This window comes from Pseudomonas aphyarum, assembly GCF_028657055.1.
GTDB classification, from domain to species: domain Bacteria; phylum Pseudomonadota; class Gammaproteobacteria; order Pseudomonadales; family Pseudomonadaceae; genus Aquipseudomonas; species Aquipseudomonas aphyarum.
The window spans coordinates 133,268-159,480 of record NZ_JAMDGS010000009.1 but is presented as its reverse complement, the minus strand read 5'-3'; the positions used below and the strand labels follow the sequence as shown (position 1 = coordinate 159,480).

25 protein-coding genes are annotated in these 26,213 nt (G+C 60.3%); 9 read left to right on the top strand and 16 right to left on the bottom strand.

Annotated features, from left to right (window positions below):
* Position 1 precedes the first annotated feature (1 nt).
* Together M5G18_RS13570 and mgrA are read left to right on the top strand one after the other, a co-directional pair.
* On the top strand, positions 2-1,321 hold the full coding sequence (locus M5G18_RS13570; RefSeq protein ID WP_273897930.1) for an LLM class flavin-dependent oxidoreductase: 1,320 nt from the start codon (positions 2-4) through the stop codon (positions 1,319-1,321).
* A 39-nt stretch (positions 1,322-1,360) separates the two neighbouring features.
* Positions 1,361-2,398, top strand: a complete 1,038-nt coding sequence (mgrA, locus tag M5G18_RS13565; RefSeq protein WP_273897931.1) for an L-glyceraldehyde 3-phosphate reductase — start codon at positions 1,361-1,363, stop codon at positions 2,396-2,398.
* Between the two features lie 210 nt (positions 2,399-2,608).
* On the opposite strand, the gene tauD is transcribed toward mgrA, so the two are convergent.
* The 7 genes from tauD to M5G18_RS13530 all read right to left on the bottom strand — a co-directional run bounded on the left by tauD (position 2,609) and on the right by M5G18_RS13530 (position 10,985).
* Positions 2,609-3,451 carry a taurine dioxygenase gene (tauD, locus tag M5G18_RS13560; protein ID WP_273897932.1) on the bottom strand — a complete coding sequence of 281 codons (843 nt, stop codon included), beginning with the start codon at positions 3,449-3,451 and terminating at the stop codon, positions 2,609-2,611.
* Between the two features lie 57 nt (positions 3,452-3,508).
* On the bottom strand, positions 3,509-4,348 hold the full coding sequence (gene tauC, locus M5G18_RS13555; protein WP_064382739.1) for a taurine ABC transporter permease TauC: 840 nt from the start codon (positions 4,346-4,348) through the stop codon (positions 3,509-3,511).
* Positions 4,345-5,139, bottom strand: coding sequence for a taurine ABC transporter ATP-binding subunit (tauB, locus tag M5G18_RS13550; RefSeq protein WP_007952704.1), 795 nt, complete (start codon positions 5,137-5,139; stop codon positions 4,345-4,347). Before tauB ends, tauC begins: the two co-directional genes overlap by 4 nt.
* 16 nt (positions 5,140-5,155) lie before the next feature.
* Positions 5,156-6,133, bottom strand: coding sequence for a taurine ABC transporter substrate-binding protein (gene tauA, locus M5G18_RS13545; RefSeq protein ID WP_273897933.1), 978 nt, complete (start codon positions 6,131-6,133; stop codon positions 5,156-5,158).
* A gap of 346 nt (positions 6,134-6,479) precedes the next feature.
* On the bottom strand, positions 6,480-8,063 hold the full coding sequence (gene gshA, locus M5G18_RS13540; protein ID WP_007952700.1) for a glutamate--cysteine ligase: 1,584 nt from the start codon (positions 8,061-8,063) through the stop codon (positions 6,480-6,482).
* A gap of 214 nt (positions 8,064-8,277) precedes the next feature.
* Entirely contained in the window at positions 8,278-8,661 is a 384-nt protein-coding gene (locus M5G18_RS13535) for a PaaI family thioesterase (protein ID WP_273897934.1), read from the bottom strand.
* Positions 8,661-10,985 carry a Tex family protein gene (locus tag M5G18_RS13530; protein ID WP_273897935.1) on the bottom strand — a complete coding sequence of 775 codons (2,325 nt, stop codon included), beginning with the start codon at positions 10,983-10,985 and terminating at the stop codon, positions 8,661-8,663. The genes M5G18_RS13535 and M5G18_RS13530 overlap by 1 nt, the downstream gene beginning before the upstream one ends.
* 360 nt (positions 10,986-11,345) lie before the next feature.
* Between M5G18_RS13530 and ompR the strand changes: the two genes are divergently transcribed.
* Both ompR and M5G18_RS13520 read left to right on the top strand, forming a co-directional pair.
* The gene (ompR, locus tag M5G18_RS13525) at positions 11,346-12,086 is read left to right on the top strand and encodes an osmolarity response regulator transcription factor OmpR (RefSeq protein ID WP_007952694.1); all 741 of its coding nucleotides are present in this window, start codon (positions 11,346-11,348) and stop codon (positions 12,084-12,086) included.
* A 114-nt stretch (positions 12,087-12,200) separates the two neighbouring features.
* Positions 12,201-13,514 (top strand): ATP-binding protein, encoded by a 1,314-nt coding sequence (locus tag M5G18_RS13520; RefSeq protein ID WP_273897936.1) that lies wholly within the window; start codon positions 12,201-12,203, stop codon positions 13,512-13,514.
* A gap of 35 nt (positions 13,515-13,549) precedes the next feature.
* On the opposite strand, the gene rimK is transcribed toward M5G18_RS13520, so the two are convergent.
* Genes rimK through rimA form a run of 3 tightly spaced genes read right to left on the bottom strand, consistent with a single transcriptional unit; the run spans position 13,550 to position 15,727 of the window.
* Positions 13,550-14,455, bottom strand: coding sequence for a 30S ribosomal protein S6--L-glutamate ligase (gene rimK, locus M5G18_RS13515; RefSeq protein ID WP_007952690.1), 906 nt, complete (start codon positions 14,453-14,455; stop codon positions 13,550-13,552).
* Entirely contained in the window at positions 14,452-14,931 is a 480-nt protein-coding gene (gene rimB, locus M5G18_RS13510) for a retropepsin-like aspartic endopeptidase RimB (RefSeq protein WP_011331964.1), read from the bottom strand. The genes rimK and rimB overlap by 4 nt, the downstream gene beginning before the upstream one ends.
* A gap of 16 nt (positions 14,932-14,947) precedes the next feature.
* On the bottom strand, positions 14,948-15,727 hold the full coding sequence (gene rimA, locus M5G18_RS13505) for a S6 modification regulatory phosphodiesterase RimA (RefSeq protein ID WP_273897937.1): 780 nt from the start codon (positions 15,725-15,727) through the stop codon (positions 14,948-14,950).
* A 116-nt stretch (positions 15,728-15,843) separates the two neighbouring features.
* Between rimA and M5G18_RS13500 the strand changes: the two genes are divergently transcribed.
* On the top strand, positions 15,844-16,251 hold the full coding sequence (locus tag M5G18_RS13500) for an RNA-binding S4 domain-containing protein (protein WP_007952687.1): 408 nt from the start codon (positions 15,844-15,846) through the stop codon (positions 16,249-16,251).
* A 67-nt stretch (positions 16,252-16,318) separates the two neighbouring features.
* On the opposite strand, the gene M5G18_RS13495 is transcribed toward M5G18_RS13500, so the two are convergent.
* On the bottom strand, positions 16,319-17,119 hold the full coding sequence (locus M5G18_RS13495) for a phosphatase PAP2 family protein (protein ID WP_273897938.1): 801 nt from the start codon (positions 17,117-17,119) through the stop codon (positions 16,319-16,321).
* 104 nt (positions 17,120-17,223) lie between these two features.
* Here M5G18_RS13495 and hslO point away from each other — a divergent pair, with 104 nt between their 5' ends.
* Together hslO and M5G18_RS13485 are read left to right on the top strand one after the other, a co-directional pair.
* Positions 17,224-18,126, top strand: coding sequence for an Hsp33 family molecular chaperone HslO (gene hslO / locus M5G18_RS13490; RefSeq protein ID WP_273897939.1), 903 nt, complete (start codon positions 17,224-17,226; stop codon positions 18,124-18,126).
* Between the two features lie 181 nt (positions 18,127-18,307).
* Positions 18,308-19,849: a phosphoenolpyruvate carboxykinase gene (locus M5G18_RS13485; protein WP_007952682.1), complete on the top strand. Its 1,542-nt coding sequence runs from the start codon at positions 18,308-18,310 to the stop codon at positions 19,847-19,849.
* Between the two features lie 171 nt (positions 19,850-20,020).
* Here the strand turns inward: M5G18_RS13485 and M5G18_RS13480 are convergent, their stop codons facing one another.
* From M5G18_RS13480 to M5G18_RS13460, 5 genes are all read right to left on the bottom strand, one after another.
* Positions 20,021-20,293 (bottom strand): type II toxin-antitoxin system RelE/ParE family toxin, encoded by a 273-nt coding sequence (locus M5G18_RS13480; RefSeq protein WP_273897940.1) that lies wholly within the window; start codon positions 20,291-20,293, stop codon positions 20,021-20,023.
* Complete coding sequence (locus tag M5G18_RS13475; RefSeq protein ID WP_273897941.1) at positions 20,293-20,736, bottom strand: hypothetical protein; 444 nt, start codon at positions 20,734-20,736, stop codon at positions 20,293-20,295. Before M5G18_RS13475 ends, M5G18_RS13480 begins: the two co-directional genes overlap by 1 nt.
* A 157-nt stretch (positions 20,737-20,893) precedes the next feature.
* The gene (locus tag M5G18_RS13470) at positions 20,894-21,193 is read right to left on the bottom strand and encodes a hypothetical protein (RefSeq protein WP_273897942.1); all 300 of its coding nucleotides are present in this window, start codon (positions 21,191-21,193) and stop codon (positions 20,894-20,896) included.
* A 343-nt stretch (positions 21,194-21,536) separates the two neighbouring features.
* The gene (locus M5G18_RS13465; RefSeq protein ID WP_273897943.1) at positions 21,537-22,664 is read right to left on the bottom strand and encodes a hypothetical protein; all 1,128 of its coding nucleotides are present in this window, start codon (positions 22,662-22,664) and stop codon (positions 21,537-21,539) included.
* 102 nt (positions 22,665-22,766) lie between these two features.
* Positions 22,767-23,048 carry a hypothetical protein gene (locus M5G18_RS13460; protein ID WP_221533608.1) on the bottom strand — a complete coding sequence of 94 codons (282 nt, stop codon included), beginning with the start codon at positions 23,046-23,048 and terminating at the stop codon, positions 22,767-22,769.
* 304 nt (positions 23,049-23,352) lie between these two features.
* On the opposite strand from M5G18_RS13460, the gene M5G18_RS13455 reads away from it, so the two are divergent.
* Together M5G18_RS13455 and M5G18_RS13450 are read left to right on the top strand one after the other, a co-directional pair.
* Positions 23,353-23,856, top strand: a complete 504-nt coding sequence (locus tag M5G18_RS13455) for a polysaccharide deacetylase (RefSeq protein WP_273897944.1) — start codon at positions 23,353-23,355, stop codon at positions 23,854-23,856.
* A gap of 372 nt (positions 23,857-24,228) precedes the next feature.
* Complete coding sequence (locus M5G18_RS13450; RefSeq protein WP_273897945.1) at positions 24,229-26,157, top strand: RecQ family ATP-dependent DNA helicase; 1,929 nt, start codon at positions 24,229-24,231, stop codon at positions 26,155-26,157.
* Positions 26,158-26,213 lie beyond the last annotated feature (56 nt).

The following is a 26,213-nucleotide window of genomic DNA, read 5'->3' as shown; positions in this document are numbered from 1 at the left end:
GATGAGCAGACAGCTGAAACTCGGCGCGTTCCTCATGGCCACCGGGCACCACGTTGCCGCGTGGCGTCATCCGGACGTACCGGCCAACGCCGGACTGGATTTCGCCCATTACAAACGCCTGGCGCAGATTGCCGAGGCAGCGAAGTTCGACACTCTGTTCGTCGCCGACAGCGTCGCCGCGCCGACCCAGGACATCGCCAGCCGCATGGCCCGTTCGGATCACTTCGAACCGCTGACCTTGCTCTCGGCGTTGAGCGCAGTGACCGAGCACATCGGCCTGATCGCCACCGCCACCACCAGCTACAACGAGCCGTACCACGTGGCGCGTAAATTCGCCTCCCTCGATCACCTGTCGGGCGGGCGAGCGGGGTGGAATCTGGTGACCTCGGACAACGCCGCCGAAGCGCAGAACTTCGGCCGCGACGAACACATCGGCCATGCCGAACGCTACAGCCGCGCCCGGGAATTTCATCAGGTGGTCACCGGGCTCTGGGACAGTTGGCAGGACGACGCCTTCATCCGCGACAAGGCCAGCGGCGCCTATTACGACCCGGAAAAACTGCATGTGCTGGATCACGTCGGCGAGCACTTTCGCGTCAAAGGCCCGCTGAATGTCGCGCGTTCGCCGCAGGGGCAGCCGGTGATCGTGCAGGCCGGCTCGTCGGAAACCGGGCGTGAACTGGCGGCGCAGACGGCCGAAGTGGTGTTCACCGCGCAGACCTCGCTGGCCAGCGCCCAGGCGTTTTACGCCGACCTCAAGGGACGCTTGCCGAAGTACGGACGCAGCGCCGATTCGCTGAAAATCATGCCCGGTGTGTTCGTCGTGGTCGGGCAGACGGAAGCCGAAGCGCAGGAAAAATGTGAAACGTTTCAGCAATTGGTCGAACCCGAGGTTGGCGTTGCCCTTCTTGGGCGTATGCTGGGCAACTTCGATCTGTCGAAGTACCCGCTGGACGGGCCGCTGCCGGAGTTGCCGCTGACTGACAGCGGCCAGCAAAGCCGACAGAAACTGCTGACCGAACTGGCTGGCCGGGAGCATCTGACCCTGGCCGAACTGGGTCGCAGAATCGCTGGCGGTCGCGGGCATTACAGCGTCGTCGGCACACCGGCGCAGATTGCCGACCGTTTGCAGGAATGGTTCGAGCAGGGCGCGGCGGACGGCTTCAACGTGCTGGTGCCGCACCTGCCCGGCGGGCTCGAAGACTTCGCCAATGGCGTGGTTCCGGAACTGCAACGGCGTGGGCTGTTCAGAACCGAATACGAGGGCCGGACCTTGCGCCAGAACCTTGGCCTCGCCCGGCCCGGCAACAGATTTGCGTAGCAATCGACACCCGATTCAAGACCGACAAGAGAGGATTCGATGACTTACACCGCTGCCAGGAATCGCTACAACTCCATCCCTTACCGCCGCGTCGGACGCAGCGGTCTGGTGCTGCCGGCGCTGTCCCTGGGCCTGTGGCACAACTTCGGCGACAGCACGCCGATCGACACCCAGCGCTCCTTGCTGCGCACGGCGTTCGATCTGGGGATCAACCACTTCGACCTGGCCAACAACTACGGCCCGCCCTATGGCAGCGCCGAGACCAATTTCGGCCGTCTGCTGCGCGAAGACTTCAAGCAGTATCGCGACGAACTGATCATCTCCAGCAAGGCCGGCTGGGACATGTGGCCCGGCCCTTACGGCCAGGGCGGCGGCTCGCGCAAATACGTGCTGGCCAGCCTCGACCAGAGCCTGCAACGACTGGGCCTGGACTATGTGGATATCTTCTATTCGCACCGCTTCGACCCGGACACCCCGCTGGAAGAAACCGCCAGTGCCCTCGCCACGGCGGTGCAGCAGGGCAAGGCGTTGTACATCGGCATCTCGTCGTACTCCGGGGTGAAAACCCGCGAAATCGCTGCGTTGCTCAAAGAGTGGAAAGTGCCGCTGTTGATTCACCAACCGGCGTACAACCTGCTCAACCGCTGGGTGGAAAAGGACCTGCTCGACACCACCGACGAACTTGGTACCGGCGTGATTGCCTTCACCCCGCTGGCGCAGGGACTGCTGACCGACAAGTACCTCAACGGCGTGCCGGCGGATGCGCGGGTCAATCGTCCGGGCGGTGGTTCGTTGCAGGCCTCGCACTTGTCCGAGGCGAATATTGCTCATGTGCGGGCGTTGAATGAAATCGCCAAACGTCGTGGGCAGAGCCTGGCGCAACTGGCGTTGGCGTGGACGCTGCGGGATCCGCGAGTGACTTCGGCACTGATCGGTGCGAGCCGGCCGGAGCAGATTGTCGAGAACGTCGGGGCGTTGAAAAATTTGAGCTTCAGTGCGGAAGAGCTGGCGGAGATTGACCGGTTTGCTCAGGAGGGCGGGATTAATCTTTGGGAGAAGCCTTCGACAGCAGAATAAGCAGCCCTCACCCCAGCCCTCTCCCGGAGGGAGAGGGAGCCGACCGAGGTGTCTTGCGTCTTACATCGACCTGAAAGAACTGGTCGATTATGGATTCGCTACAAGATGTTCAGGTCGGTGTATCTCTGAAGCATCCCCCAATCAGTCCCCTCTCCCTCCGGGAGAGGGTTAGGGTGAGGGGGCTTTTGATTTTGCTCTTGCGTTAAAGGCTCAACGAAAAAACGGCACATCCCCCAACACCGTAGCCCGCTGCATCACCCGCCGCGCCGGCCGGTAATCATCCACCGCGTAATGCTGCGTCACGCGGTTGTCCCAGAACGCAATGTCATCCTTCTGCCAGCGCCAGCGAATGGTGAATTCCGGCCGCGTCGCGTGCGCAAACAAGAACTTCAACACCGCTTCACTCTCGGTCTCCGACAGCTCATTGATCTTCGACGTGAACCCTTCACTGACGAACAACGAACGCCGCCCGCTCACCGGATGCGTACGAATCACCGGGTGCGACAAAGGCGGATTCTTGCGCCGCGCCGCTTCCCACTGCGCCAGTGCTTCCGGCGTGTTGCCGTAGCGCTCCAGCGGAAACGAGCGGGTGAAGTCGTGAGTCGCGGTCAGCCCTTCAAGCATTGCTTTCATCGGTGCCGACAGCGCTTCGTACGCAGCAATCCCGCTGGCCCACAATGTGTCGCCACCAAATTCCGGCAATAGCTTGGCGCTGAGCACCGCGCCCATGGCCGGGGTTGGCAGGAAGGTCACGTCGGTGTGCCAGATCGCGTTGTCGCGCACGTCGGTGACGGCGGTGTCGAGGATCAGCACTTCCGGCTGTTCCGGCACGTTCGGGTAGATCGGGTGAATGTGCAGATCGCCAAAGTAGGCGGCGAAACGCGCCTGCTGCGCCGGCTCGATCGGTTGATTGCGGAAGAACAGCACCTGGTATTTGAGCAGTGCCTGCTCGATGGCGTCGCGCTGTTCCAGGTTCAGCGGCTGGCTGATGTCGACGCCGCTGATCTGTGCGCCGAGGGCCGAGCTTAAAGGGGTGATGTTCAGGCTGCTCATGGTGGTTCTCTTCAATTCCGGGGCCCCGAAACTGTCGGGGTAGTCAGTGCTGAAAAATCAGTGGGCCTGGCCGTGCCACGGCACCAGTTTGCGTTGCAGGGCACGCAGGCCCATCTCCATCGCGAAGGCGATCAGGGCGATGACCAGAATCCCCAGCACCACCACATCGGTGACCAGGAACTGCGCGGCCGACTGCACCATGAAGCCCAGGCCGCTGGTGGCCGCGATCAGTTCGGCAGCGACCAGCGTCGACCAGCCGACACCCAGACCAATGCGCACACCGGTCAGAATGTCCGGCAGGGCACTTGGCAAAATCACGTGGCGGATCAGTTGGGCGCGGGTGGCACCCAGCGACTGCGCGGCGCGCAATTTGGCCGGGTCGACGGTGCGCACGCCAGTGGCGGTGGCAATCGCGATCGGAGCGAAAATCGCCAGGTAGATCAGCAGCACTTTCGACAATTCACCGATGCCGCACCAGATCACGATCAGCGGCAGATAGGCGAGTGGTGGAATCGGCCGGTAGAACTCGATCAGCGGATCGAGCACGCCACGGGCGATGCGGTTGGCGCCGATGGCAATGCCCACCGGCACGGCGGTCAGAATCGCGAAACCGAGGCCCAGACCGATGCGGCTGAGGCTCGCGCCCAGGTGCTGCCACAACGTCGAATCCATGTAGCCCGTGGTCGCCAGCAACCAGCCTTTTTGCAGCACGGCGGACGGTGGCGGCAGGAACAGCGGTTCGATCAGGCCGGTGGCCGTGACGGCCCACCAGATCACCAGCAACGCGAACAGGGTCAGCAGGCTGATCCAGCGGGTGCTGAGGCTGCGGCGCACGGGAATCACCACCGACGTGGCGGCGGGTTTCACGGCGGTGGCGGAAACGTCGTAACTGCTCATGCGCGCTCCTGCCGCTGAACGGCGCTGCGTTGCGAGAACACTTTGGCGAGCACGTGTTCGCGGGTTTCGATGAAGCGCGGATCGGACTTGATCGACCGCGCCGATTCGCCGGCGGCGTAGCGCTGGCCGAAGTCGAGATGCAGACGCTCGACGATCTGCCCCGGATTCGGTGCCAGCAGAATCAGGTCGGTGGCGAGGAACACCGCTTCTTCAATGTCGTGGGTAATCAGGAACACCGGTTTGGCGGTGCGTTGCCAGACTTGCAGCAACAGTTCCTGCATCTGTTCGCGGGTGAAGGCATCGAGGGCGCCGAAGGGCTCGTCCATCAGCAACACACGCGGGTCGGCCGCGAGGGCGCGGGCCAGGCCGACGCGCTGTTTTTGACCGCCGGAGAGCTGCCAGATGCGACGGTGTTCAAAACCGGAAAGATCGACCAGCGCGAGCATTTCCCGGGCGCGCTGTTCGCGTTTGTCCTTGGCCACACCGGCCAGTTCCAGACCGAAGGCAACGTTGGCCAGCACGTCCTGCCAGGGCAGCAGGGCGTCGTCCTGGAACACCACGCCGCGCTCGGCACTCGGGCCTTTGACCGGCACGTTGTCGAGGGTGATGCGGCCGGCGCTCGGTTCGACGAAACCGGCAATCAGGTTCAACAGCGAAGTCTTGCCACTGCCGGACGGGCCGAGGGCCACCAGCAATTGCTGAGGACCGAGGGTCAGGGAAATGTCGGACAGTACCGGTTCCGGGCTGCCGGGGTACTGTGCGCTGATGCGCTCCAGCTGTAGCAAGGCCATCGCAATTAACTCCCGATCAGTTGGTGATGTACTTGGCGCTGACGTACGGCGCGTAGTCCGGCAGTACCGCTTCGACCTTGCCTTGCTCCTTGAGGAACGCAGCGGTGTCGGTGATGGCTTTGGTGGTCGGCGCGCCGAGGTCACTGACCTGATCCGCCGCCAGCGGGTAGACGTTGCCTTGCAGCAGCAAAGGAATGTCGCTGGCCTTGGCACCGGACAGTTTTACGAGTTTGTCGACGTTGCTCTGGTCGGCCAGCCAGGCTTTCGGATCCTTGCGGTAGTCGGCGTAGGCGTCGAGGGTGACCTTGGCGAATGCGGTAACGATTTCCGGGTGTTTCTCGGCGAAGTCCTTACGCACGATCCAGGCGTCGAAAGTCGGCGCGCCGAACTTGGCCAGCTCGCCGGAAGTGATCAGCACTTTGCCGTTTTCCTTGGCCACACCCAGCGCCGGATCCCAAACGTAGGTGGCATCGATGTCACCGCGTTTCCACGCGGCAATGATCGCCGGCGGGGCAAGGTTGAGGACGGTGACTTTCGACGGGTCAATGTTCCAGTGCTTCAGCGCGGCCAGCAGGCTGTAGTGACCGGTGGACACGAACGGCACGGCGATTTTCTTGCCGACCAGATCCTGCGGCGTCTTGATGCCGGAGCCGTCACGGGCGACCAGTGCTTCGGCGGCGCCGATCTGGGTGGCGATGAGGAAGGTTTCCACCGGGACTTTGCGGGTGATTGCAGCGGTCAGCGGGCTGGAACCGAGGTAACCGATTTGCACATCGCCGGAGGCGATGGCGGCAATGATGTCGGCACCGTTATCGAATTTGCGCCAGTTGATGTCGGCCTTGGTGGCTTTCTCGTAAGCGCCGTCGGCCTGGGCGACTTTCGCCGGGTCAACGGTGGTCTGGTAGGCGACGGTGAGGTCGGCGGCCTGAGCCAGGAAACTCGCAGCAGCCAGAGAGGCCACGGCCAGCAGGCGAAGCGGGAAATTCAGTTTCATTGAAGAGCTCCATATCAGGCGACCGAGCGTCGGCGTGAAAGGAGACTAAATGATCTAAGAATCTAAAAATAAATAACTTTTTAGAATGAGCTTATGAGCGGAAAAATCTAAGGCGCAGAGGTATTGGGGGTGTTGGAGTTTTGGGTATGGCTTGAGATCTTTTCCCCCTCACCCCAACCCTCTCCCCCAGGGGGGCGAGGGGGAAAGGGAGCTGATCGGGGGGCTTTTCAAAATCGGAGTTCGACTCGGTATTTCAGGTCGGCGTATCTCGCACTAACAACTCGGTCAGTCCCCTCTCCCTCGGGTAGAGGGTTAGGGTGAGGGGAAAAGATCCAAAGCCGAATGATCAGTTGCTGATTGCCAAAATACTCGCCTGATACGACCCGACAAACACGTCGAAATCACCCACCTCGTTCTGCTCCAGCTCAGCCTGTTGCGCCAGCGACGAGCGCGCCAGTTCTTCAAACTTCGCCTGTTCCTCGGCCGCCAACGGTTCGCTGCGGAAGAACTCGGCGTGGGCCTGGCTCTGGCGCAGGGAGAATTGCGCGAAGCTTTCCTTGTGCGCGGCCATCGCCGCCAGCACCTGAGCTGAAGGCGTCAGGGACGAATCCTTGACCTTGGCCAGCTGCGCATCGAGCGCCTTGCTGTGGGCATCGCCGCCGTGGCTTTGATCCAGCAGCGCCGCCAGCGGAGCGATTTTTTCCAGCAGTTCGGCGGCCCATTCCTTCAGCTCGACCGGTTGGCCGTCGCGCTGCAATTGCAGGCCCGGACGGCGACCTTCCTTGACCACGCTGAGGAAGTTGGAGGTGGCGTTGCCGCAGGAGTTGTTGGTCAGCAGCGGGCTTTCGTTCAGCGCGCAGTACAGCAGGAATGCGTCGAGGAAGCGCGACTCGGTGAGGTCGATGCCCATCGGCAGGAACGGGTTGATGTCCAGGCAGCGCACTTCGACGTACTGAATGCCACGGGCCATCAGGGCCTGGATCGGCCGCTCGCCGGTGTAGGTCACGCGTTTCGGGCGGATGTTGGAGTAGTACTCGTTTTCGATCTGCAGGATGTTGGTGTTCAGTTGCACCCACTCGCCATCCTGATGCGTGCCGACTTCAACGTACGGCGCGTACGGCGTCGCCACCGCTTTGCGCAGGCTGTCGGTGTAGCTCGCCAGGTCGTTGTAGCAAGGGGTCAGGCCGGCCTGGGCGTTGCTCTGGTAACCGAGGTCGCTCATGCGCAGGCTGGTGGCGTAGGGCAGGTACAGGGTGTCCGGATCCAGCTGTTCCAGCTGGTGCGCACGACCGCGCAGGAAACCCGCGTCCAGCGCCGGCGAAGCACCGAACAGGTACATCAGCAACCAGCTGTAGCGGCGGAAGTTACGGATCAGCGCGATATAGGACGACGACTGGAAATCCCGGTCGGTGCCGACAAAGCCTTCGGCTTCTTTCAGCAGCGGCCAGAGCTTTTCCGGCAGGGAGAAGTTGTAGTGAATCCCGGCGATGCACTGCATGGTCTTGCCGTAACGCAGGGCCAGGCCCTTGCGGTAGACGTACTTGAGCTGACCGATGTTGGAGGTGCCGTAATAGGCGATCGGGATATCTTCCTCGGCCGGCAACGGGCACGGCATCGATGGACTCCACAGGTACTCGTTGCCGAGCTTGCTGTAGGCGAAGCGATGAATCTTGTCCAGGCTGGCCAGGGTGTCGGCCGGGTCTGGCAGGGCGGGCGTGATGAACTCCAGCAGCGACTCGGAATAGTCGGTCGTGATCTGTTCGTTGGTCAGCGCGGAACCCAGGGCTTCAGGGTGCGGCGTTTGGGCCAGGCGGCCTTCGCCGGTCACGCGCAGGCATTCACGTTCGATACCGTGAAGGCACTGCTCAAGCAGAGAGAGGTTAGCGCGCTCGCCGAGCAGAGCCAGGCGGCGGTTGAGAAGTTCGCTCAATTTGGATTCCTTCACGCGTCAGTCGCCCCAATATGGGGGTGGGCAGGACGGTCTACAAGGGTGAAGTTGAAACTGGCGTTTTCGCCTGGTTTTCGGGCCATGAAAGCCCCATTGGAAACGCCAACTTCAGTCCCTGAATCTGGCAGACGCGGGCGAGGAAAACTCCGACGCTGCGATCACAGCGCCGAAATTAACTCAAAATGATGAACAACATCTACAGGACAGCGAACGTGCCTTGCGCTTTTGCGACCAGTTTGTCGCCCTGTATCACGTCGGCTTCGACCACCAGCGTGCGCCGGCCCGGGTGGATCACCCGCGCCGTGCACATCACCTCGCCTTCGGAGACGGCGCGGATGTAGTTGATCTTGCACTCGATGGTCGCGCTCTGCTGGTCAAAGCCGTGGGTGCTGGAACAGGCCAGCCCCATGGCGATATCCACCAGACTGAACAGTGCGCCGCCGTGCAGCTTGCCGCCGCGGTTGCGCAGTTCGGGTTCCAGCGCCAGGGCGACTTGCGCCACCCCGGTTTCCAGGCTGTGCAGGCGGCAGCCCAACAGCTTGAAAAACGCGCTCTCGACGAGCCCGGCCGGAATGTCCATCAGCGTTTCTTCAACTGCTTGGCGTTGGCGAACAGCGACGCCATCGCGTTATTGGCTGGAGCCGCCGGGGTGGTTTCCTTGCGCGGCGCCGAACCCTGCGACTGGCGTGGCGCCGAGCCTGGACGCGCGCCACGGGCACCGTCGATTTTCTCGCCCGGGGTGTCGCTCATGCGCATCGACAGGCCGACGCGTTTGCGCGGGATGTCGACTTCCATGACCTTCACTTTCACCACGTCACCGGCCTTCACCGCTTCGCGCGGATCCTTGATGAATTTCTCCGACAGCGCCGAAATGTGCACCAGACCGTCCTGATGCACGCCGATGTCGACGAATGCACCGAACGCGGTCACGTTGGTCACCACGCCTTCGAGGATCATCCCCAGTTGCAAGTCCTTCAGGTCCTCGACGCCTTCCTGGAACTCGGCGGTCTTGAACTCCGGACGCGGGTCGCGGCCCGGTTTTTCCAGTTCCTGCAGGATGTCGGTGACGGTTGGCAGACCGAAAGTCTCGTCGGTGAACTTCTTCGGATCCAGGCGCTTGAGGAACGAGGCGTCGCCGATCAGCGAGCGGATGTCGCGGTCGGTTTCAGCGGCAATGCGTTGCACCAGCGGATAGGCTTCCGGGTGAACGGCCGAGGAATCCAGCGGGTTGTCGCCGTTCATCACGCGCAGGAAGCCGGCAGCCTGTTCGAAGGTTTTCTCGCCTAGACGCGCGACTTTCTTCAGCGCGGCGCGGGTCTTGAACGCGCCGTGTTCGTCACGGTGAGTCACGATGTTCTGCGCCAGGGTCGCGTTGAGGCCGGAGATCCGCGCCAGCAGCGCCACGGAGGCGGTGTTCACATCCACACCCACGGCGTTCACGCAGTCCTCGACCACGGCGTCCAGGCCGCGCGCCAGTTTCAGCTGCGACACGTCATGCTGGTACTGACCGACACCGATGGATTTCGGATCGATCTTCACCAGCTCGGCCAGTGGATCCTGCAGGCGACGGGCGATCGACACAGCGCCACGGATCGACACGTCCAGATCCGGGAATTCCTTGGCTGCCAGTTCCGATGCCGAGTACACCGATGCGCCGGCTTCAGACACCATGACCTTGGTCATTTTCATCGCTGGGTATTTTTTGATCAGCTCGATGGCCAGTTTGTCGGTTTCACGGCTGGCGGTGCCGTTGCCGATGGCGATCAGGTCGACCGAGTGCTTGGCGCACAGGGCGGCTAGAATCGCGATGGTCTGATCCCATTTATTGTGCGGTACGTGGGGGTAAACCGTGGCGTGATCCAGCAGCTTGCCGGTGGAGTCGACCACCGCGACTTTGCAACCGGTACGCAGACCCGGGTCGAGGCCCAGGGTGGCGCGCGGGCCGGCCGGGGCGGCCAGCAGCAGGTCGTGCAGGTTGTGGGCGAACACGTTGATCGCTTCGGTTTCGGCGCCATCGCGCAGCTCGCCGAGCAGGTCGGTTTCCAGGTGTGTGTAGAGCTTGACCTTCCAGGTCCAGCGCACCACTTCACCCAGCCATTTGTCGGCCGGACGGTTCTGGTTCTGGAGGCCGACGTGCTGGCCGATCATGCCTTCGCACGGGTGCAGGGTGCCCGGCAGTTCTTCGCCGACTTTCAGCGCGGAGCTGAGAATGCCTTCGTTGCGGCCACGGAAAATCGCCAGTGCGCGGTGCGACGGCATGCTTTTCAGCGGTTCGTCGTGTTCGAAGTAGTCGCGGAACTTGGCGCCTTCTTCTTCCTTGCCGGCGATCACGCGGGCACTGAGAGTGGCTTCCTGTTTCAGGTAGGTGCGCAGTTTTTCCAGCAGGTTGGCGTCTTCGGCGAAGCGCTCCATGAGGATGTACTTGGCGCCTTCCAGCGCTGCCTTGACGTCGGCCACGCCTTTTTCGGCGTCGACGAAACGCGCGGCTTCGGCTTCCGGGGCCAGCGACGGGTCGTTGAACAGACCGTCGGCCAGATCGCCGAGGCCGGCTTCCAGGGCGATCTGGCCCTTGGTGCGGCGCTTCTGCTTGTACGGCAGGTACAAGTCTTCGAGGCGGGTCTTGGTGTCGGCGAGTTTGATTTCGCGCTCCAGCTCAGGGGTGAGTTTGCCCTGCTCCTGAATGCTGGAAAGAATGCTGATGCGCCGTTCGTCGAGTTCTCGCAGGTAGCGCAGACGCTCTTCCAGATGACGCAGTTGGGTGTCATCGAGGCTGCCGGTCACTTCTTTCCGGTAACGGGCGATGAAGGGAACGGTAGAGCCTTCATCGAGTAGCGCGACGGCCGCTTCGACCTGTTGTGGGCGTACGCCGAGTTCCTCGGCGATGCGGCTGTTGATGCTGTCCATAAAACCACCTGACAAATTGTGAAAGCAGGCTCGCAGGCGCGTAAATGAAGGCCCGGAGTCTGGTGGGGCGGCTTGATGCTGGCCGCTGCCTGGGTCAAAAGGCATCCCGTTGACCCGTGAAATCGAACAATTACTGCGGCGCCCATGAAAATAAAGGACGGCCACCTGCGGTAACGATTCAGACGTTGCCTGACACAAAAGGCCGCGCATTATAACCAGCGTTCTGTCATTCGGGGGCGACACAGTCTGTAGGCACAAGCCCCGGTTTTCTGGCAGTGAAGGAAAAATCTGCTAACAATGCACACGGTGCGTATAACGGCAGCTACGCCATAATGCGCGCCGAGCTAAAAGGAGCATCCAATGAGCAGCACTGCACAAACTGCTGAAGGCGAAAAAATTCTCATCGTTGACGACGATCCGGGGCTGAGCAGCCTGCTGGAACGCTTTTTCGTCAGCAAGGGCTACCGTGCCCGCGCCGTACCGAATACCGAGCAGATGGATCGTCTGCTGTCGCGTGAAGTGTTCAACCTGGTCGTCCTCGACCTGATGCTGCCGGGCGAAGACGGCCTGACCGCTTGCCGCCGCCTGCGTGGCGCGAACAATCAGATTCCGATCATCATGCTCACCGCCAAGGGCGACGAGCTGAGCCGTATCAAGGGCCTGGAACTGGGCGCCGACGACTATCTGGCCAAGCCGTTCAACCCGGACGAGCTGATGGCTCGCGTCAAGGCCGTGCTGCGCCGTCAGGCCGCACCGGTGCCGGGCGCGCCGGGCAGTGAAGAAGAGAACGTCACGTTCGGCGACTACGTGCTGTCCCTGGCCACCCGCGAACTCAAACGCGGCGACGAAGTGCACATGCTCACCACCGGTGAGTTTGCGGTACTCAAGGCTCTGGTGATGAATGCCCGTCAGCCGCTGACCCGCGACAAGCTGATGAACCTGGCTCGTGGCCGTGAGTGGGATGCCCTGGAGCGTTCCATCGACGTGCAGATTTCCCGTCTGCGCCGGATGATCGAACCTGATCCGTCCAAGCCGCGCTACATCCAGACCGTCTGGGGTGTCGGCTACGTGTTCGTGCCGGATGGCAACTCCACCAAGTGATGGGTGATTTGTAGGAGCGGGTCTGCGGGAAACGGTCGGAAACGCCGTCAGCGCAGACTCGCAATCCGCAATATGCGAGCATTGCTCGCTCCTGCAAGTGTGTAGCGGTTATCCATGAAAACCCCCGTCTGGTTCCCCCAAAGTTTCTTCTCCCGCACCCTGTGGCTGGTGCTCATCGTCGTATTGTTTTCCAAGGCATTGACCCTGGTTTATCTGTTGATGAACGAGGACGTGCTGGTGGATCGGCAATACAGCCACGGCGTCGCCCTGACGCTGCGTGCCTACTGGGCCGCCGACGAAGAGAACCGCGCGAAAATCGCCGATGCCGCCACGCTGATCCGGGTGGTCGGTGCCGGTGTGCCGGAAGGCGAACAGCACTGGCCGTACAGCGAAATCTACCAGCGGCAGATGCAGGCGGAACTGGGTGCCGACACCGAAGTGCGCTTGCGCATGCATTCGCCGCCGGCCTTGTGGGTTCGTGCGCCGAGCCTCGGTGATGGCTGGTTGAAAGTGCCGTTGTACCCGCACCCGTTGCGCGGTCAGAAAATCTGGAACGTGCTCGGCTGGTTCCTGGCGATCGGTCTGCTGTCCACGGCGTCTGCGTGGATTTTTGTCAGCCAGCTCAATCAACCGTTGAAACGTCTGGTCTACGCCGCCCGGCAACTCGGCCAGGGCCGCAGTGTGCGCCTGCCGATCAGCGACACCCCCAGCGAAATGGCCGAGGTTTATCGTGCCTTCAACCAGATGGCCGAAGACGTCGAGCAGGCCGGTCGCGAGCGTGAGCTGATGCTCGCGGGGGTATCCCATGACTTGCGCACGCCGCTGACCCGTTTGCGGCTGTCACTGGAGCTGATGGGCGACCGCACCGACCTGACCGACGACATGGTGCGCGACATCGAAGACATGGACGCGATCCTCGACCAGTTCCTCGCGTTCATTCGCGATGGACGGGACGAGTCGGTGGAGGAAGTGGACCTCAGTGATCTGGTGCGTGAAGTGGCGGCGCCCTACAACCAGACGGAAGAGAAAGTGCGCCTGCGTCTGGAGCCGATCCAGCCGTTTCCGTTGCGTCGGGTGTCGATGAAGCGCTTGCTGAACAACCTGATCGGCAACGCGTTGAATCATGCTGGCGGCAGAGTGGACGTCGCGGCCTATGTGTCCGGTGACACCAGCGCGCCGTATGTGGTGCTGAGCGTGATGGACCGTGGGGCGGGGATCGATCCTTCCGAACTTGAGGCGATCTTCAACCCGTTCACCCGTGGCGATCGGGCGCGGGGCGGGAAGGGCACCGGGCTGGGACTGGCGATTGTGAAGCGGATTGCTTCGATGCACGGCGGCAATGTCGAACTGCGCAACCGCTCCGGTGGCGGGCTGGAAGCGCGGGTTCGGTTGCCACTGGGATTGATGCTGCCGCGAGACGCGGTTTAAGTTTCAGGCGGCCTTGCGGCCGCCTGATTCAAGGTTCAACCCTTGCCTTTTGTGCGGGTCATGTTCGGCCCGCCATTCTTCTCGAGATGCTCGATGATGATCCCCGCCACGTTCTTGCCCGTGGTGGTTTCGATCCCTTCCAGACCCGGCGACGAGTTCACTTCCATCACCAGCGGCCCGTGGTTCGAGCGCAGGATATCCACACCCGCTACCGACAGCCCCATGACCTTGGCCGCACGCAGCGCGGTCATGCGTTCTTCCGGGGTGATCTTGATCAGGCTGGCACTGCCGCCCCGGTGCAGGTTGGAGCGGAACTCGCCGGGCTTGGCCTGACGCTTCATCGCGGCAATCACCTTGTCGCCGACCACGAAGCAGCGGATGTCGGCGCCGCCGGCCTCCTTGATGTATTCCTGCACCATGATGTTCTGCTTCAGGCCCATGAAGGCCTCGATCACCGACTCCGCCGCCGTCGCGGTTTCACACAACACCACGCCGATGCCCTGGGTGCCTTCCAGCACCTTGATCACCAGCGGCGCGCCGTTGACCATGTCGATCAGGTCGGGAATGTCGTCCGGCGAGTGGGCGAAGCCGGTCACCGGCAAACCGATGCCCCGGCGCGACAGCAATTGCAGCGAACGCAGCTTGTCCCGCGAGCGGGCGATGGCCACCGATTCGTTGAGCGGGAACACGCCCATCATTTCAAACTGGCGCAACACTGCGCAGCCATAAAACGTCACCGACGCGCCGATCCGCGGGATCACGGCATCGAAACCCTCCAGCGGCTTGCCACGGTAGTGGATCTGCGGCTTGTGGCTGGCAATGTTCATATAGGCGCGCAAGGTGTCGATCACCACCATTTCATGCCCGCGTTCGGTTCCGGCTTCGACCAGACGGCGGGTGGAATACAGACGCGGGTTCCGCGACAGCACAGCGATCTTCATGCAACACCTGTGGAGGAGGTAGATACCGGGAACACCGGCTTGTCTTGTACATATTTGATGCCTGGGTTAACCACCAGCTGGCCGTCGATCAGGGCTTTGGAACCGAGCAGCAGGCGATAGCGCATGGACTTGCGGCAGGCGAGGGTGAACTCGATCGGCCAGACCCGGTCACCCAGGGCCAGGGTGGTGCTGATCACGTAGCGCACCTGGGCCTGGCCATTGGAACTCTTGATGGTCTTGCGGGCGACCAGCGGCGCTTCGCATCGCCGATGGCGCAACTGCACGACGGTGCCCAAGTGCGCGGTGAAGCGCACCCACTTCTCGCCGTCGCGTTCGAACGGCTCGATGTCGGTGGCATGCAGGCTGGAGGTGCTGGCGCCGGTGTCGATTTTTGCCCGAAGGCCGGCGACTCCCAGATCCGGAAGCGCCACCCACTCGCGCAGACCGATAACGGTCAAATGGTCAAATGTCTTCAATGGAAAAAACCAACGATTAACGCGTCCACGCTTCAGGGGACACCTGGGCCAACGCTTTGAATGCGGGTCTGGCGAACCAGTAACCCTGCATCAGAAAAATTCCGCAGTCCGCCAGGAAATCCCGTTCCCCCGCACTCTCTATGCCTTCGGCGATGACTGTAACGTCCAACTCCGCACAGATTGTGACAATCCCCCGAACGATAGCCTGACGAACACGGTCACGGTCGATATCGCGGATCAGCGCCATGTCGAGTTTGATCAGGTCCGGTTGGAAATCGGCCAGCAGATTGAGCCCCGAATAACCGGCACCGAAATCGTCGATGGCCGTCTTGAAGCCGAATTCGCGGTATTCACGCAGAATATTGGTCAAATGGCGATAGTTATCTACGTGCTCGCTTTCCAGTGTTTCGAAAATCAGCCGGTCGATCGGGAAATTGTGTTTCCTGGCGGCCTCCAGGGTGCTGCGTATGCATAACTCTGGACGATAGACGGCGTTGGGCATGAAGTTGATCGACAAGTGTGTCTGCATATTAAGCTCGGCTGCGCCTTCGATGGCGCGAGTCCGGCAGAGCTGGTCGAAACGGTAGCGGTTATCTTCTGTAACCTGATCCAACACGGTTAAAGCGCCTTCACCGGCCGCACCACGAACCAGTGCCTCATAGGCGTACACCGACTTGTCACGCAGATCCACGATGGGCTGATAAGCGAAGGAGAAATCGAAGCCCAGCGGCTCGCTTTGCTGGCAGCCCAGGCACCCGGACTTGGGCGAGGTCAATGAAGACGGAAATTTGGTCACTCGATCACTCCATGCCGTTGAACCGGCGAAGATCACAGTTTATCTGGAGGGCCGGATTCTTGCGCCCGACAGAATCGGTAGTACAGTTCCGACTACTGGCTGAACGAGGAATTCATATGGCGCAAAAACAGGAAGAGGACGACAAGGTCCGTCTCGACAAGTGGTTGTGGGCCGCGCGTTTTTTCAAGACTCGCGCCTTGGCCAAGGCTGCCATCGAGAGCGGCAAGGTGCATTGTCGGGGGGAGCGCTGCAAGCCTGGCAAAGAGCCACGCATTGGCGATGAGTTCGAGATTCGCACCGGCTTCGACGAGAAGACCGTTGTGGTTCAGGCCCTGTCGATTGTGCGTCGCGGCGCACCTGAGGCGCAGACGCTGTATGCCGAGACCGAGGCGAGTATTGCCAAACGCGAAGCGGCTGCGGCGATGCGCAAGGCGGGCGCCCTGGGCGTGACCACCGACGGTAAACCGAGCAAGAAGCAGCGTCGGGATCTGTTTAAATTTCGTGGGAACAGTAGCGGCGAATAAAAAAACGCAGCCTGTCGGCCTAGGTTCAAGACCCGCCGGCGGCTGCGTTTTTTTCAGTAACCGTTGATTACTGCGCGGACACCACACTCATCCGCGAAATCATCGGCAGTTTGCCCAGCAGCCGGAAAACCGGCGCCGTGACCTTCAGCCAGAAGTTCGCCGCGTGATAAGCAAACGGCGTGTAGTAACCCCAGCCGAGTGCCCACACCGCCAGCAGCATGCCGCCGATGTAATCGTCCTGGCCCCAATGTGCACCGGCGACCAGGCGCGGCAACATGAACAGCAGCGCCAGGCCCCAGATCACCAGGAACTGGCCGACCGTGCGACTGAACACGCCCATGAACAGTGCCCAGATCAGCAGCACCGAAGCGTGGTCACCGGGGAAGCTCTGGCTCGAGCGGTCCTTCAGTTCCCAGGTCTTCTCCAGATGCGGGAAGTAATCGCTGATATGCACCGCGCCTTCAAGCACCATCGACGGGCTGCTGTGCTGCCAGCCCATGTGATCGGAAAACTTGGAAAACAGCGCGCGGATCACCACCATCAACAGAAGGATCGAGAAAAATCCGAAAAAGGCGCGACGCACGTCAATCGCCCTGAACACCCAGTCGCCCTTGATCAGCAGTGTCAGCAGAATCAGGCCGACGACGATGTCGAACGGTCGCAGACTTGCAATTGCCCAGATGTGGAGCCATATGGGGTTGCTGGCCAGCGGTGCATTGAGTGAGCGGAACAGCCACTCGTCGAAAACCACACACAGCATCTGGCCCGTAGGCCATAACCAGAAAGCCAGTAGTGCCAATGGCACGATGTTGCACAGAACCAGCCGGCCGAGGTTCCACCTTGATTGGAACAAACCCGGATTGTTCATAAAATGCCTCCCGTGGCTGAACATCGGCATCAAAAAGGATGCCAGAAGCGCGGAATTTTCATTCTTTGTAACCATTTTGTCATCACATTCAGATACCCAGACCTATGACCGATTTCCTCGATACCGATTACACCCAACGCTTCATCTTCGATGACAGCGACACTCGCGGCGAACTGGTGTCGCTGGAGCGCAGCTATGCCGAAGTCCTCGCCAAGCACCCGTACCCGGAACCGGTTGCGCAATTGCTGGGCGAATTGATGGCTGCCGCGTCGTTGTTGGTCGGCACCCTGAAATTCGATGGCTTGCTGATTCTTCAGGCGCGCTCCGAAGGCCCGATCCCGCTGCTGATGATCGAGTGCTCCAGCGAACGCGAAATCCGTGGCCTGGCGCGCTATCACGCCGAGCAGATTTCGGCCGACGCGACCCTCGGCGACCTGATGCCGAACGGTGTCCTGGCCTTGACCGTCGACCCGATCGCCGGCCAGCGTTACCAGGGCATCGTCGACCTCGACGGCGAAACCCTGTCCGACTGCTTCACCAACTATTTCGTCATGTCCCAACAGGTTGGCACCCGCTTCAAGCTGTGCGCCGATGGCCGTCGTGCCCGTGGCCTGTTGCTGCAGCAACTGCCGGCCGATCGCCTGAAAGACGAAGAAGAACGCGCCGCCAGCTGGCAGCACATCACCGCGCTGGGCAACACCCTGACCGCTGATGAACTGTTGAGCCTGGACAACGAAACAGTCCTGCATCGCCTCTACCATGAAGAGCAGGTTCGTCTGTTCGATGTGCAGAAACTGCGCTTCCACTGCAGCTGCTCCCGCGAGCGTTCGGGTAATGCACTGGTCAGCCTGGGGCTGGAAGATGCGCAGGCGCTCGTGGCCGAGCAAGGTGGAAAAGTCGAGATCGATTGCCAGTTCTGCAACCAGCGCTACCTGTTCGATGCGGCAGATATCGCTCAATTGTTCGCTGGCGCGGGCGTCGAGACGCCGTCAGATACCCGGCACTAAAACGGTTCAGCGCAGGTAAATTCACTGCTCAACGACGGAATAACGCCGTTACGACGGGAGGGCCCTACTCTTTTTGGGCTTTTCTGGCATAATCCGGCCCACTTTTTTCGCGGTAGTAGTGCACGACTTTCTACTACAAAACGTTTGGAGCACACTCGGCCACTGGCCGACGGGGAACCTCATGACGCAAGCCAATAACGCCGTGTACACCGATCTGAGTGTTGATGATCTGGTAAAAGAAGCCCTGAACCGCGGTGAAGGCGAGCTTGCCGATACCGGCGCTCTGGTTGTTCGCACCGGTCACCGCACCGGCCGTTCGCCAGTCGACCGTTTCATCGTTGAAGAGCCTTCCACCCAGGCCGCCATTGCCTGGGGCCCGATCAACCGCAAGTTCCCGGCCGACAAGTTCGACGCGCTGTGGGCTCGTGTTGAAGCTTTCAACAACGCGCAAGAGCATTTCGTTTCCCACGTGCATGTAGGCGCGGCCGAAGATCACTACCTGGCCGTGAAAATGACCACCCAGACTGCCTGGCAGAACCTGTTCGGTCGTTGCCTGTTCATCAACCCGGCTCAGTACAACCCGGCCGGTCGCGAAGAATGGCAAGTGCTGAACGTCGCCAACTTCGAGTGCGTGCCTGAGCGTGACGGCACCAACTCCGATGGTTGCGTGATCATCAACTTCGCTCAGAAGAAAGTGCTGATCGCCGGCATGCGTTACGCCGGTGAAATGAAGAAAGCCATGTTCTCCGTGCAGAACTTCCTGCTGCCGGCCGCTGACGTGCTGCCAATGCACTGCGCTGCCAACATCGGCGAAGAAGGCGACGTGACCCTGTTCTTCGGTCTGTCGGGCACCGGCAAGACCACCCTGTCCGCCGACGAAAGCCGTTACCTGATCGGTGACGACGAACACGGCTGGGGCGAAGGCGTTGTCTTCAACATCGAAGGCGGCTGCTACGCCAAGTGCATCGACTTGTCCGAGAAGAACGAGCCGGTCATCTGGAAAGCCATCAAGCACGGCGCGGTGCTGGAAAACGTCGTGATCGACGACGCCAAGCACGCTGACTACGCCGATGTCAGCCTGACCCAGAACAGCCGCGCGGCCTACCCGCTGGAGCACGTTGCCAAGCGTTCCGAGAAGAACCTGGGCGGCGAGCCAAACGCTGTGATCTTCCTGACCTGCGACCTGACCGGCGTCCTGCCGCCAGTGTCGATCCTCAACGAAGAACAGGCGGCCTACCACTTCCTGTCCGGCTACACCGCTCTGGTGGGCTCGACTGAAATGGGTTCGGGCAGCGGCATCAAGTCGACCTTCTCCACCTGCTTCGGCGCACCGTTCTTCCCGCGTCCGGCCGGCGAATACGCTGAGCTGCTGATCAAGCGCATCCGCGGCTTCGGCTCCAAGGTCTACCTGGTCAACACCGGCTGGACCGGCGGCGGCTACGGCGTCGGCAAACGCTTCAACATCCCGACCACTCGTGCGGTGATCGCAGCGATCCAGAGCGGCGCGCTGATCGGTGCAGCCACCGAGCACCTGGACACCATCAACCTGGACGTGCCACTGGCCGTACCGGGCGTCGAAACCAACCTGCTCAACCCGCGCAACACCTGGGCTGACAAGGCTGCGTACGACGAAGCTGCCAAAGCACTGGCCGGTCTGTTCATCGAAAACTTCAAGAAGTTCGAAGTGAGCGACGCGATCAAGGCTGCCGGGCCTAAGTTGTAAGACTTAGTTTTGGTGAATGAAAAAGCCGCCTCTTGAGGGCGGCTTTTTTGTGGGTGAAGGGTGGGACTTCACCGTCACATCAACTGCCATTATTCCCGCAGAATCCGCGTTAAACAGCCAGAATAATGCTACTTAAGGAGCCGCGAACTCCTAGCATTTTCTCTCCAGCCATCATGGCCATTGCCGTCTGGTATGCAGTACTCGTAGCACTTCCACAACATCAACTTTGACTGTGTAGATGATGACGTAGTTTGGAGTGATGACGATTTCGCGGGTACCTTCCGCGATACCTTTTCGGTACAGAGCTGGGTGCTGCCGAGCGCTTTCTCCTTTTAGTTCGAAGGCCTCATCGAGTTCAATCGCTGCAACGGGATTTTCCTGGCTGATACGCTCCATGATGTTGTCTCGGTCATCCAGCGCTTCTTGGCGCCAGACCAACCTCATCAACGTACTCGCTGACGCAGGGCATCCCGCTTGGCGGCAAATATCCTGCGAGCGTCTTCATCGCTGACGCTGGGTCTTGGGTCATCAATGCTGATTTGTACCTGTTGTTTGACCCATTCTTCATATGCCGCAGCTTCATGAGCTTGTTTCATGGCCTCGGCGCGATCAGGGCGGGCGTAGGTTTTTATCTGAAGAGGGTCATAACTGGAGGCGTCCACATCGAAGTGATTGATGCCCACTCCTTGCAGGTAGGTCACCAGTGTTTCAAGCCGCTTGAACAGACGTACCTGGCCACTGCGTTGTGCGGTCAGCGAGTATTCTTTGCTTCCTTGCTGAATCTGAATCGACCAGCCACCGGGTTTGGCGACGATATGTGCGCTACTGATCGAACCGTTCTCAAACAGCCGCGTGAGAGTGCTGTGATCAATGGTTTCAGTGGTCATGAAGGCAAGCCCTTGGTTGAACAATGGCTCCCATCGTACGCAATCAATAGTAGTTTGCAAAATTCTGATCCTTAAGTTTCGCGCCGGAGATGTCAGCGTCAGTGTTCGAGATAGGGGCAGGCAGTTCTAGCTGTGAACACGCCTGCCGAGGAGTTCGTCAGGCCGGGGCTTTCCAACTGAGCATTTTCTGCTGGGCGACCTGGAGCAGGTCATAGCCGTCTTTGGTGAGAAGGTAGAGCGCGTGGGTGATGTGCGGGATGTCTTCGACATCAGCGTGTTTGAAGCAGAGGCAGTAGAGGGTTTGCAGCAGGTCGCTGGAGGCGCGCAGGCGCTGGACGGCGCATTCGAGGATGTCTTGCGGGTTGGCTTCGGTGTCGATGACGAGGGGCTTGGTGTCGGTGAGGTTGGAGTCGAGTGGGCGGTAGCGATTGGAGTGGAGCTCGTTCCATGATTTCATTTTTTCTATCTCTGTAGGCATCGATGAACCGCTGCTACCGTGACCAAGCGGTGGAGGCGGACTGTGTTCAAGTTGGTCAAACCGGCAGAGATAACCCGGTACGCCGAAGCGTCCCAAACACAGCCCGCCATAAAGCGTGCCGACAGAAAGAGCTCGGCAGCATACAAGGGCATGTATCAGTTATCTCTGTTTTTCAGGTGACCAAGCCTGAATCGCTGATTGGGCAGCGACACTCACAACTATAGATTTGAGCTAACTGGCGCCGATAGAAGACAAGGCGCCGCTGCGTGTAGGAACGGGATGCAGATTCCGGCAGGCCGTTCCTACAGTTCAATCACGGTTTTCAACGAATCGCCCGATACCCCTCAACATCCAGCACACTCGTGGTCAGCCCGGTCGCCGGGCTGAAGATCGTGCCTTTCACCGTCGAAAACGGAACGCCTTTGCTGCCCAGCGAAACGTAGCGCTCGCCTTGATCCAGCTCGGTGAACCAGGTGTAGGAGCACTTCTCCATAGCCTTGTATTTCGCTGCCGCGTTGACGATGGTGGCGGTGTGGTTGCGAAGGTCGGCGTCGGAGAGGTTGAGGTTTTTGTCGAGTACGGTGCCCCAGCGTTTCAGGCAGACCTCGGCAAAGTGGCGGACGACGAGGCCGGGTTCGGCCAGCACTTTTGGACCACTGTTGCCGTCGGCGGAGGCGTTGCCGACCAGGGTGGCGTGACGACCGGGCATGGGGAAGATGCTGGTCTTGGTGCCGGTCGCGGTTTGCGGGATGACGCAGCTGAAGCCCTTGGAGCGTTCGTCCCGTGCATAGAAACCCACGTACTCTTTTACGTTGTAATTGAGCTTCACCCGGTGCTCCTGAAAGTTACCGATACCGGGCACGGGATCAATGGCGAAGATATTCACCGGGATGTTTTTAAGTGCACTGTCGTTGAACATGGCATTGGCCAGCATGTGGCAACTAATACCGCCACGGCTCCAGCCGACCAAATTGACCTTTGTCGGAATAACTCCGTCCTTGCGGAAGGTTTTAATGATCTGCTCCTGTAGTTTCTGTTGCGTCACACTACGGTCCCCGTAGTTGTATTTGCGCCACAGCCACGAACCTTCAACCTTTACATCTTCAATCGGAATACCAGCAGCCTTGAGGCGGTTGTACTCCGCTTCGGTCAGTTGCTCGCGCTGCCAGTCGCACTTGCCTTTGATGATGTTCATCGCGTGCTGGACGTTTTCCTCCCAGCCCTTGCCGAACAAGGTCCCGCTGAGGCCGTAGTCCTTGGATCGGGTAAACAGTTCATCGGCTTGCAGGTTGCTGGTGCCCGGGCCATCGACCACGATCCATTCGGCGAACTCGCGACCAGCGTGATGAGAGGCAAGTGTGGAGACCAATTCACCGTCCCAATAGTTTTCGTGGGCGTTATCAAACTTTGTCGAACCTGTACCGCAAAAGAAAATAGTCAGCGTAGTCATGTTGATGCTCTTGGTTTATGTAAGAGCAAGCAGGCTAGTTCCAATCTTTGCTGCAATGGAAGTGATGGGTTGTTGCGAACTTTGTAAGTTGGTCGGCTGGCTTTAACTATTTATTTGTTGTCTGGCAACTTCCAGCAAGTCACAGCCGTCCTGCGTCAATAAATAAAGCGCATTGACGATATTGGGTATGTCTTTCACGTCGGCCTGTTTGAAACACAAGCAGTAAAGAGTTTCCAGCAGATCACTGGCGGCACGCAGTCGTTGATCGGCGGCATTGAGCAAATCACCCGGTGCTGCTGCGGTGTCGATGACCATTACCGGGTTGTCGCCGTCGCAGGTCTTGAGAGGGCGAAAACGAGTATTCAGCGGTGTGAACATGTTCATGATTGAGGCGTGTCCTTTACGAAGTCGCTTGGGCGGGCCGACACAGTGTTTTCAGTTGCGCCGGCCACTATAGAAGGGCGCCGTCGAGTGGGACAAGACAGCCACAATGGACAGAATTCGTAGGGGTTTTTCCGGGGTTCGGGCATTTGCCCTACGCGTTTTTGCGGCTTTTTCACAGCCAAACCCTGAGGGGCGAAATTTCCTACGTGTTTGTCGGGCGATTCCCGTTAAAGATCTGTATGGTGCGCGCCAGAATCCGTGGGGCGTTTCCAGGCGTCCGACACCGACTTAAAGGGAATTAGGTATGCAGTGGCTACGAATGGCCTCGATTGTTTTGCTGTGGGCCAGTGGTTGTCGTTTGGCGTTGGCCTCCGAGGCGGGCAATGGACTGATGCTCACGCCAGTGGAGCGCACCGAATGGCCGGACGCGCTCACGACCCAGGCCAGCATCGACACGGCGTCCCGCGCTGAAGTGCTGATGTTCGGCAAGGCACTGCTGGCCAGTGAAGGCCTGGATGAGTCCGGACTCAAACAACGTCTGGGCGTGCCGCATGTGCAGCTCAAGTCGATCCGCCAGGTGCGTGACGGTCTATGGGATCGTCTGCTCGCCACCTACCGCAACGCCAGTCAAAACTGTGATGAACAAGCGTTTTGTCCACGGGTGCGCAGTGTTGCCGACCTGCGTCAGTTGGCGGCGGCATTCACCGGTGATATCAGCCCTGCCCATGCACGGTGGGCCAGCAAAAGCCAAGGCGTGCATGAGCAGATATTGAACGAGCAATTGCGAGTCGCGGTATTGCAGCCGTAGCGCTTGCTATGCCGTCGGCGTGTGACCCGCTGGCACTGCGTTGGCAAGCGGTGGAACGTCGCCCGGGAGGGGCGTGCAGCCGCCGAGCAGCAGGGTCACGATCATAAAAGCGAAGGGCAGTTTCAAACGGTTCGACATGTTTCTTCCTTGGTGAGAATCTAGAGGCATCGGCCGTCCTGGCGCGATGTTCGATGGACGTTACACTCGCAATCGCGACTTCGGCGAGGAGGAAAGTGTTTCGTTTGTTACAGGCCGTGGCGGTGCATTTGACACTGTATCATCCCGTATCGATTTACCCCCCGACCTTTTCTCGACTCGCTGCGATCGCCCGCTAGGCTGTTGGCATCACAGCGGTCAACGGAGTGACAGCGAATGCACAACACCCTGGAACAGGTTTTCGGTTATCCACAGTTTCGACCCGGCCAGGAGACCGCAATCAGCGCCGTTCTCGCCGGGCGCTCGGCCGCCGCGATATTTCCCACCGGCTCCGGCAAGTCCCTTTGTTACCAGGTTCCGGCACTCTTGCTGCCCCATCTGACGCTGGTGGTCTCGCCGCTGCTGGCGCTGATGCAGGATCAGCTCGAGTTTTTGCGACGACACGGGATTTCGGCAGGCAGCATCGATTCGGCGCAGAGCCGCGAAGACGCCAACGATGTAATGGCCCGCGCGCGTTCCGGCGAACTGAAGATCCTGATGATTTCCGTGGAGCGTTTGAAGAACGAGCGCTTTCGCAATTTTTTGCAGCAGGTGCCGATCTCGCTGCTGGTGGTGGACGAGGCGCACTGCATCTCCGAATGGGGCCACAACTTCCGCCCCGACTACCTCAAGCTGCCGGACTACCAGCGCCAGTTCAACATCCCGCAGACCCTGCTGCTGACAGCTACGGCAACGCCGAAAGTCATCGCTGACATGCAGGCGAAATTCGCCATCGCGGCAGAAGATGTGGTGACCACCGGTTTCTATCGGCCCAACCTCAATCTGCTGGTCGAGCCGGTGCGTGGGCAGGACAAGCGTCGACGGCTGGTGGAGTGGATGAGCGAGCGCGCGGGCCAGCCGAGCATTGTCTACGTCACCCTGCAGAAAACCGCCGAGCACATCGCCGAACATCTTGAGCGCAATGGCATTCAGGCCGAGGCTTATCACGCCGGTTTGCCCCATGAGCAACGGGACGCGATCCAGAAGCGCTTCATGGGCGGTCAGTCCAATTGCATCGTCGCCACCATCGCGTTCGGCATGGGTATCGACAAGAGCGACATCCGCAACGTGGTGCATTTCGACCTGCCCAAATCCATCGAAAACTACAGCCAGGAAATCGGTCGCGCCGGGCGTGACGGGCAGCCGTCCGACTGCCTGGTGCTGGCCAACCGCGACAGCCTCAACGTGCTGGAAAACTTCGTGTATGGCGACACGCCGGAACAGGACGGCATTCGTCACGTGCTCGACGAGTTGCAGGCCGCCGCGCCCGAAGGCCAATGGGAATTTCTGCTCGGGCCGCTGGCGGATCAGAGCAACATTCGTTCGTTGCCTTTGAAGACGTTACTGGTGCAGCTGGAGCTGCGAGGGTTGATTGCCCCGCGCTACGCGTACTACGCCGAATACCGTTTCAAATACTTGCTGGAGCCCGAGGCGTTGCTCGAGCGTTTCGAGGGCGAGCGAAAGGATTTCGTCGCTGCGATCATCCATACCTCAAGCCGCGCACGCACCTGGGCCACGGTGAATTTCGAGGCGATGTACGAGCAGTATTCCGCCGAGCGCAATCGGGTGGTGAAGGCGCTGGATTACTTTCAGGAAAAGGGCTGGGTCGAGCTTGAGAGCAAGCAAATGACCGAGGTCTACAACGTCCTGCGCGGCGATTTCGACAGCCAGGCCCTGAGCGCTGAACTGCACGACTATTTCACCCGCCATGAGCAAACCGAAGTGGCGCGGATTCACGCCATGCTCGAGCTGTTCGCCACCGAGCGATGCCTCGGATATCGGCTGGCCGAATATTTTGGCGATCACAATGCGCCGCAGCAGTGCGGACATTGCTCGGTGTGTCACGGGCACGTCGCCCGGCTGCCGGCACCTCCGGAATTGCCGGCGCTTGTGGATAAAAATTTTGCGGCGTTGTGTGGCGATTTTATCCACAGGCATCAGCAGCACACTGGCAGTGCTCCGTCGGCGGAGCTGTTGACCCGATTCCTTTGCGGAATCAGCGTGCCGTTGTTTACCAAGCTCAAGGCCCGGGCCATTTCCGGGTTTGCGGCGCTGGAGGAATATCCTTACGCCGAGGTTCGGGCCTGGGCTCAGGCGCATCTTTGAGCCTCGAATCCATCTGCTGAATGTCGATCATCACGGCAGTGAACTTCAAAAATGCC

Coding starts and splice junctions, on each gene's coding strand:
- M5G18_RS13570 (WP_273897930.1), top strand. CDS start 2: ATGAGCAGACAGCTGAAACTCGGCGCGTTCCTCATGGCCACCGGGCAC.
- ompR (WP_007952694.1), top strand. CDS start 11,346: ATGAGCAGCACTGCACAAACTGCTGAAGGCGAAAAAATTCTCATCGTT.
- M5G18_RS13460 (WP_221533608.1), bottom strand. CDS start 23,048: ATGAACATGTTCACACCGCTGAATACTCGTTTTCGCCCTCTCAAGACC.
- rimK (WP_007952690.1), bottom strand. CDS start 14,455: ATGAAGATCGCTGTGCTGTCGCGGAACCCGCGTCTGTATTCCACCCGC.
- M5G18_RS13520 (WP_273897936.1), top strand. CDS start 12,201: ATGAAAACCCCCGTCTGGTTCCCCCAAAGTTTCTTCTCCCGCACCCTG.
- M5G18_RS13480 (WP_273897940.1), bottom strand. CDS start 20,293: ATGAGGTTGGTCTGGCGCCAAGAAGCGCTGGATGACCGAGACAACATC.
- M5G18_RS13535 (WP_273897934.1), bottom strand. CDS start 8,661: ATGGACATTCCGGCCGGGCTCGTCGAGAGCGCGTTTTTCAAGCTGTTG.
- tauB (WP_007952704.1), bottom strand. CDS start 5,139: ATGGCCTTGCTACAGCTGGAGCGCATCAGCGCACAGTACCCCGGCAGC.
- M5G18_RS13530 (WP_273897935.1), bottom strand. CDS start 10,985: ATGGACAGCATCAACAGCCGCATCGCCGAGGAACTCGGCGTACGCCCA.
- M5G18_RS13470 (WP_273897942.1), bottom strand. CDS start 21,193: ATGAAATCATGGAACGAGCTCCACTCCAATCGCTACCGCCCACTCGAC.
- M5G18_RS13465 (WP_273897943.1), bottom strand. CDS start 22,664: ATGACTACGCTGACTATTTTCTTTTGCGGTACAGGTTCGACAAAGTTT.
- M5G18_RS13450 (WP_273897945.1), top strand. CDS start 24,229: ATGCACAACACCCTGGAACAGGTTTTCGGTTATCCACAGTTTCGACCC.
- M5G18_RS13485 (WP_007952682.1), top strand. CDS start 18,308: ATGACGCAAGCCAATAACGCCGTGTACACCGATCTGAGTGTTGATGAT.
- M5G18_RS13475 (WP_273897941.1), bottom strand. CDS start 20,736: ATGACCACTGAAACCATTGATCACAGCACTCTCACGCGGCTGTTTGAG.
- tauD (WP_273897932.1), bottom strand. CDS start 3,451: ATGAGCAGCCTGAACATCACCCCTTTAAGCTCGGCCCTCGGCGCACAG.
- tauA (WP_273897933.1), bottom strand. CDS start 6,133: ATGAAACTGAATTTCCCGCTTCGCCTGCTGGCCGTGGCCTCTCTGGCT.
- M5G18_RS13455 (WP_273897944.1), top strand. CDS start 23,353: ATGCAGTGGCTACGAATGGCCTCGATTGTTTTGCTGTGGGCCAGTGGT.
- hslO (WP_273897939.1), top strand. CDS start 17,224: ATGACCGATTTCCTCGATACCGATTACACCCAACGCTTCATCTTCGAT.
- M5G18_RS13495 (WP_273897938.1), bottom strand. CDS start 17,119: ATGAACAATCCGGGTTTGTTCCAATCAAGGTGGAACCTCGGCCGGCTG.
- M5G18_RS13500 (WP_007952687.1), top strand. CDS start 15,844: ATGGCGCAAAAACAGGAAGAGGACGACAAGGTCCGTCTCGACAAGTGG.
- tauC (WP_064382739.1), bottom strand. CDS start 4,348: ATGAGCAGTTACGACGTTTCCGCCACCGCCGTGAAACCCGCCGCCACG.
- mgrA (WP_273897931.1), top strand. CDS start 1,361: ATGACTTACACCGCTGCCAGGAATCGCTACAACTCCATCCCTTACCGC.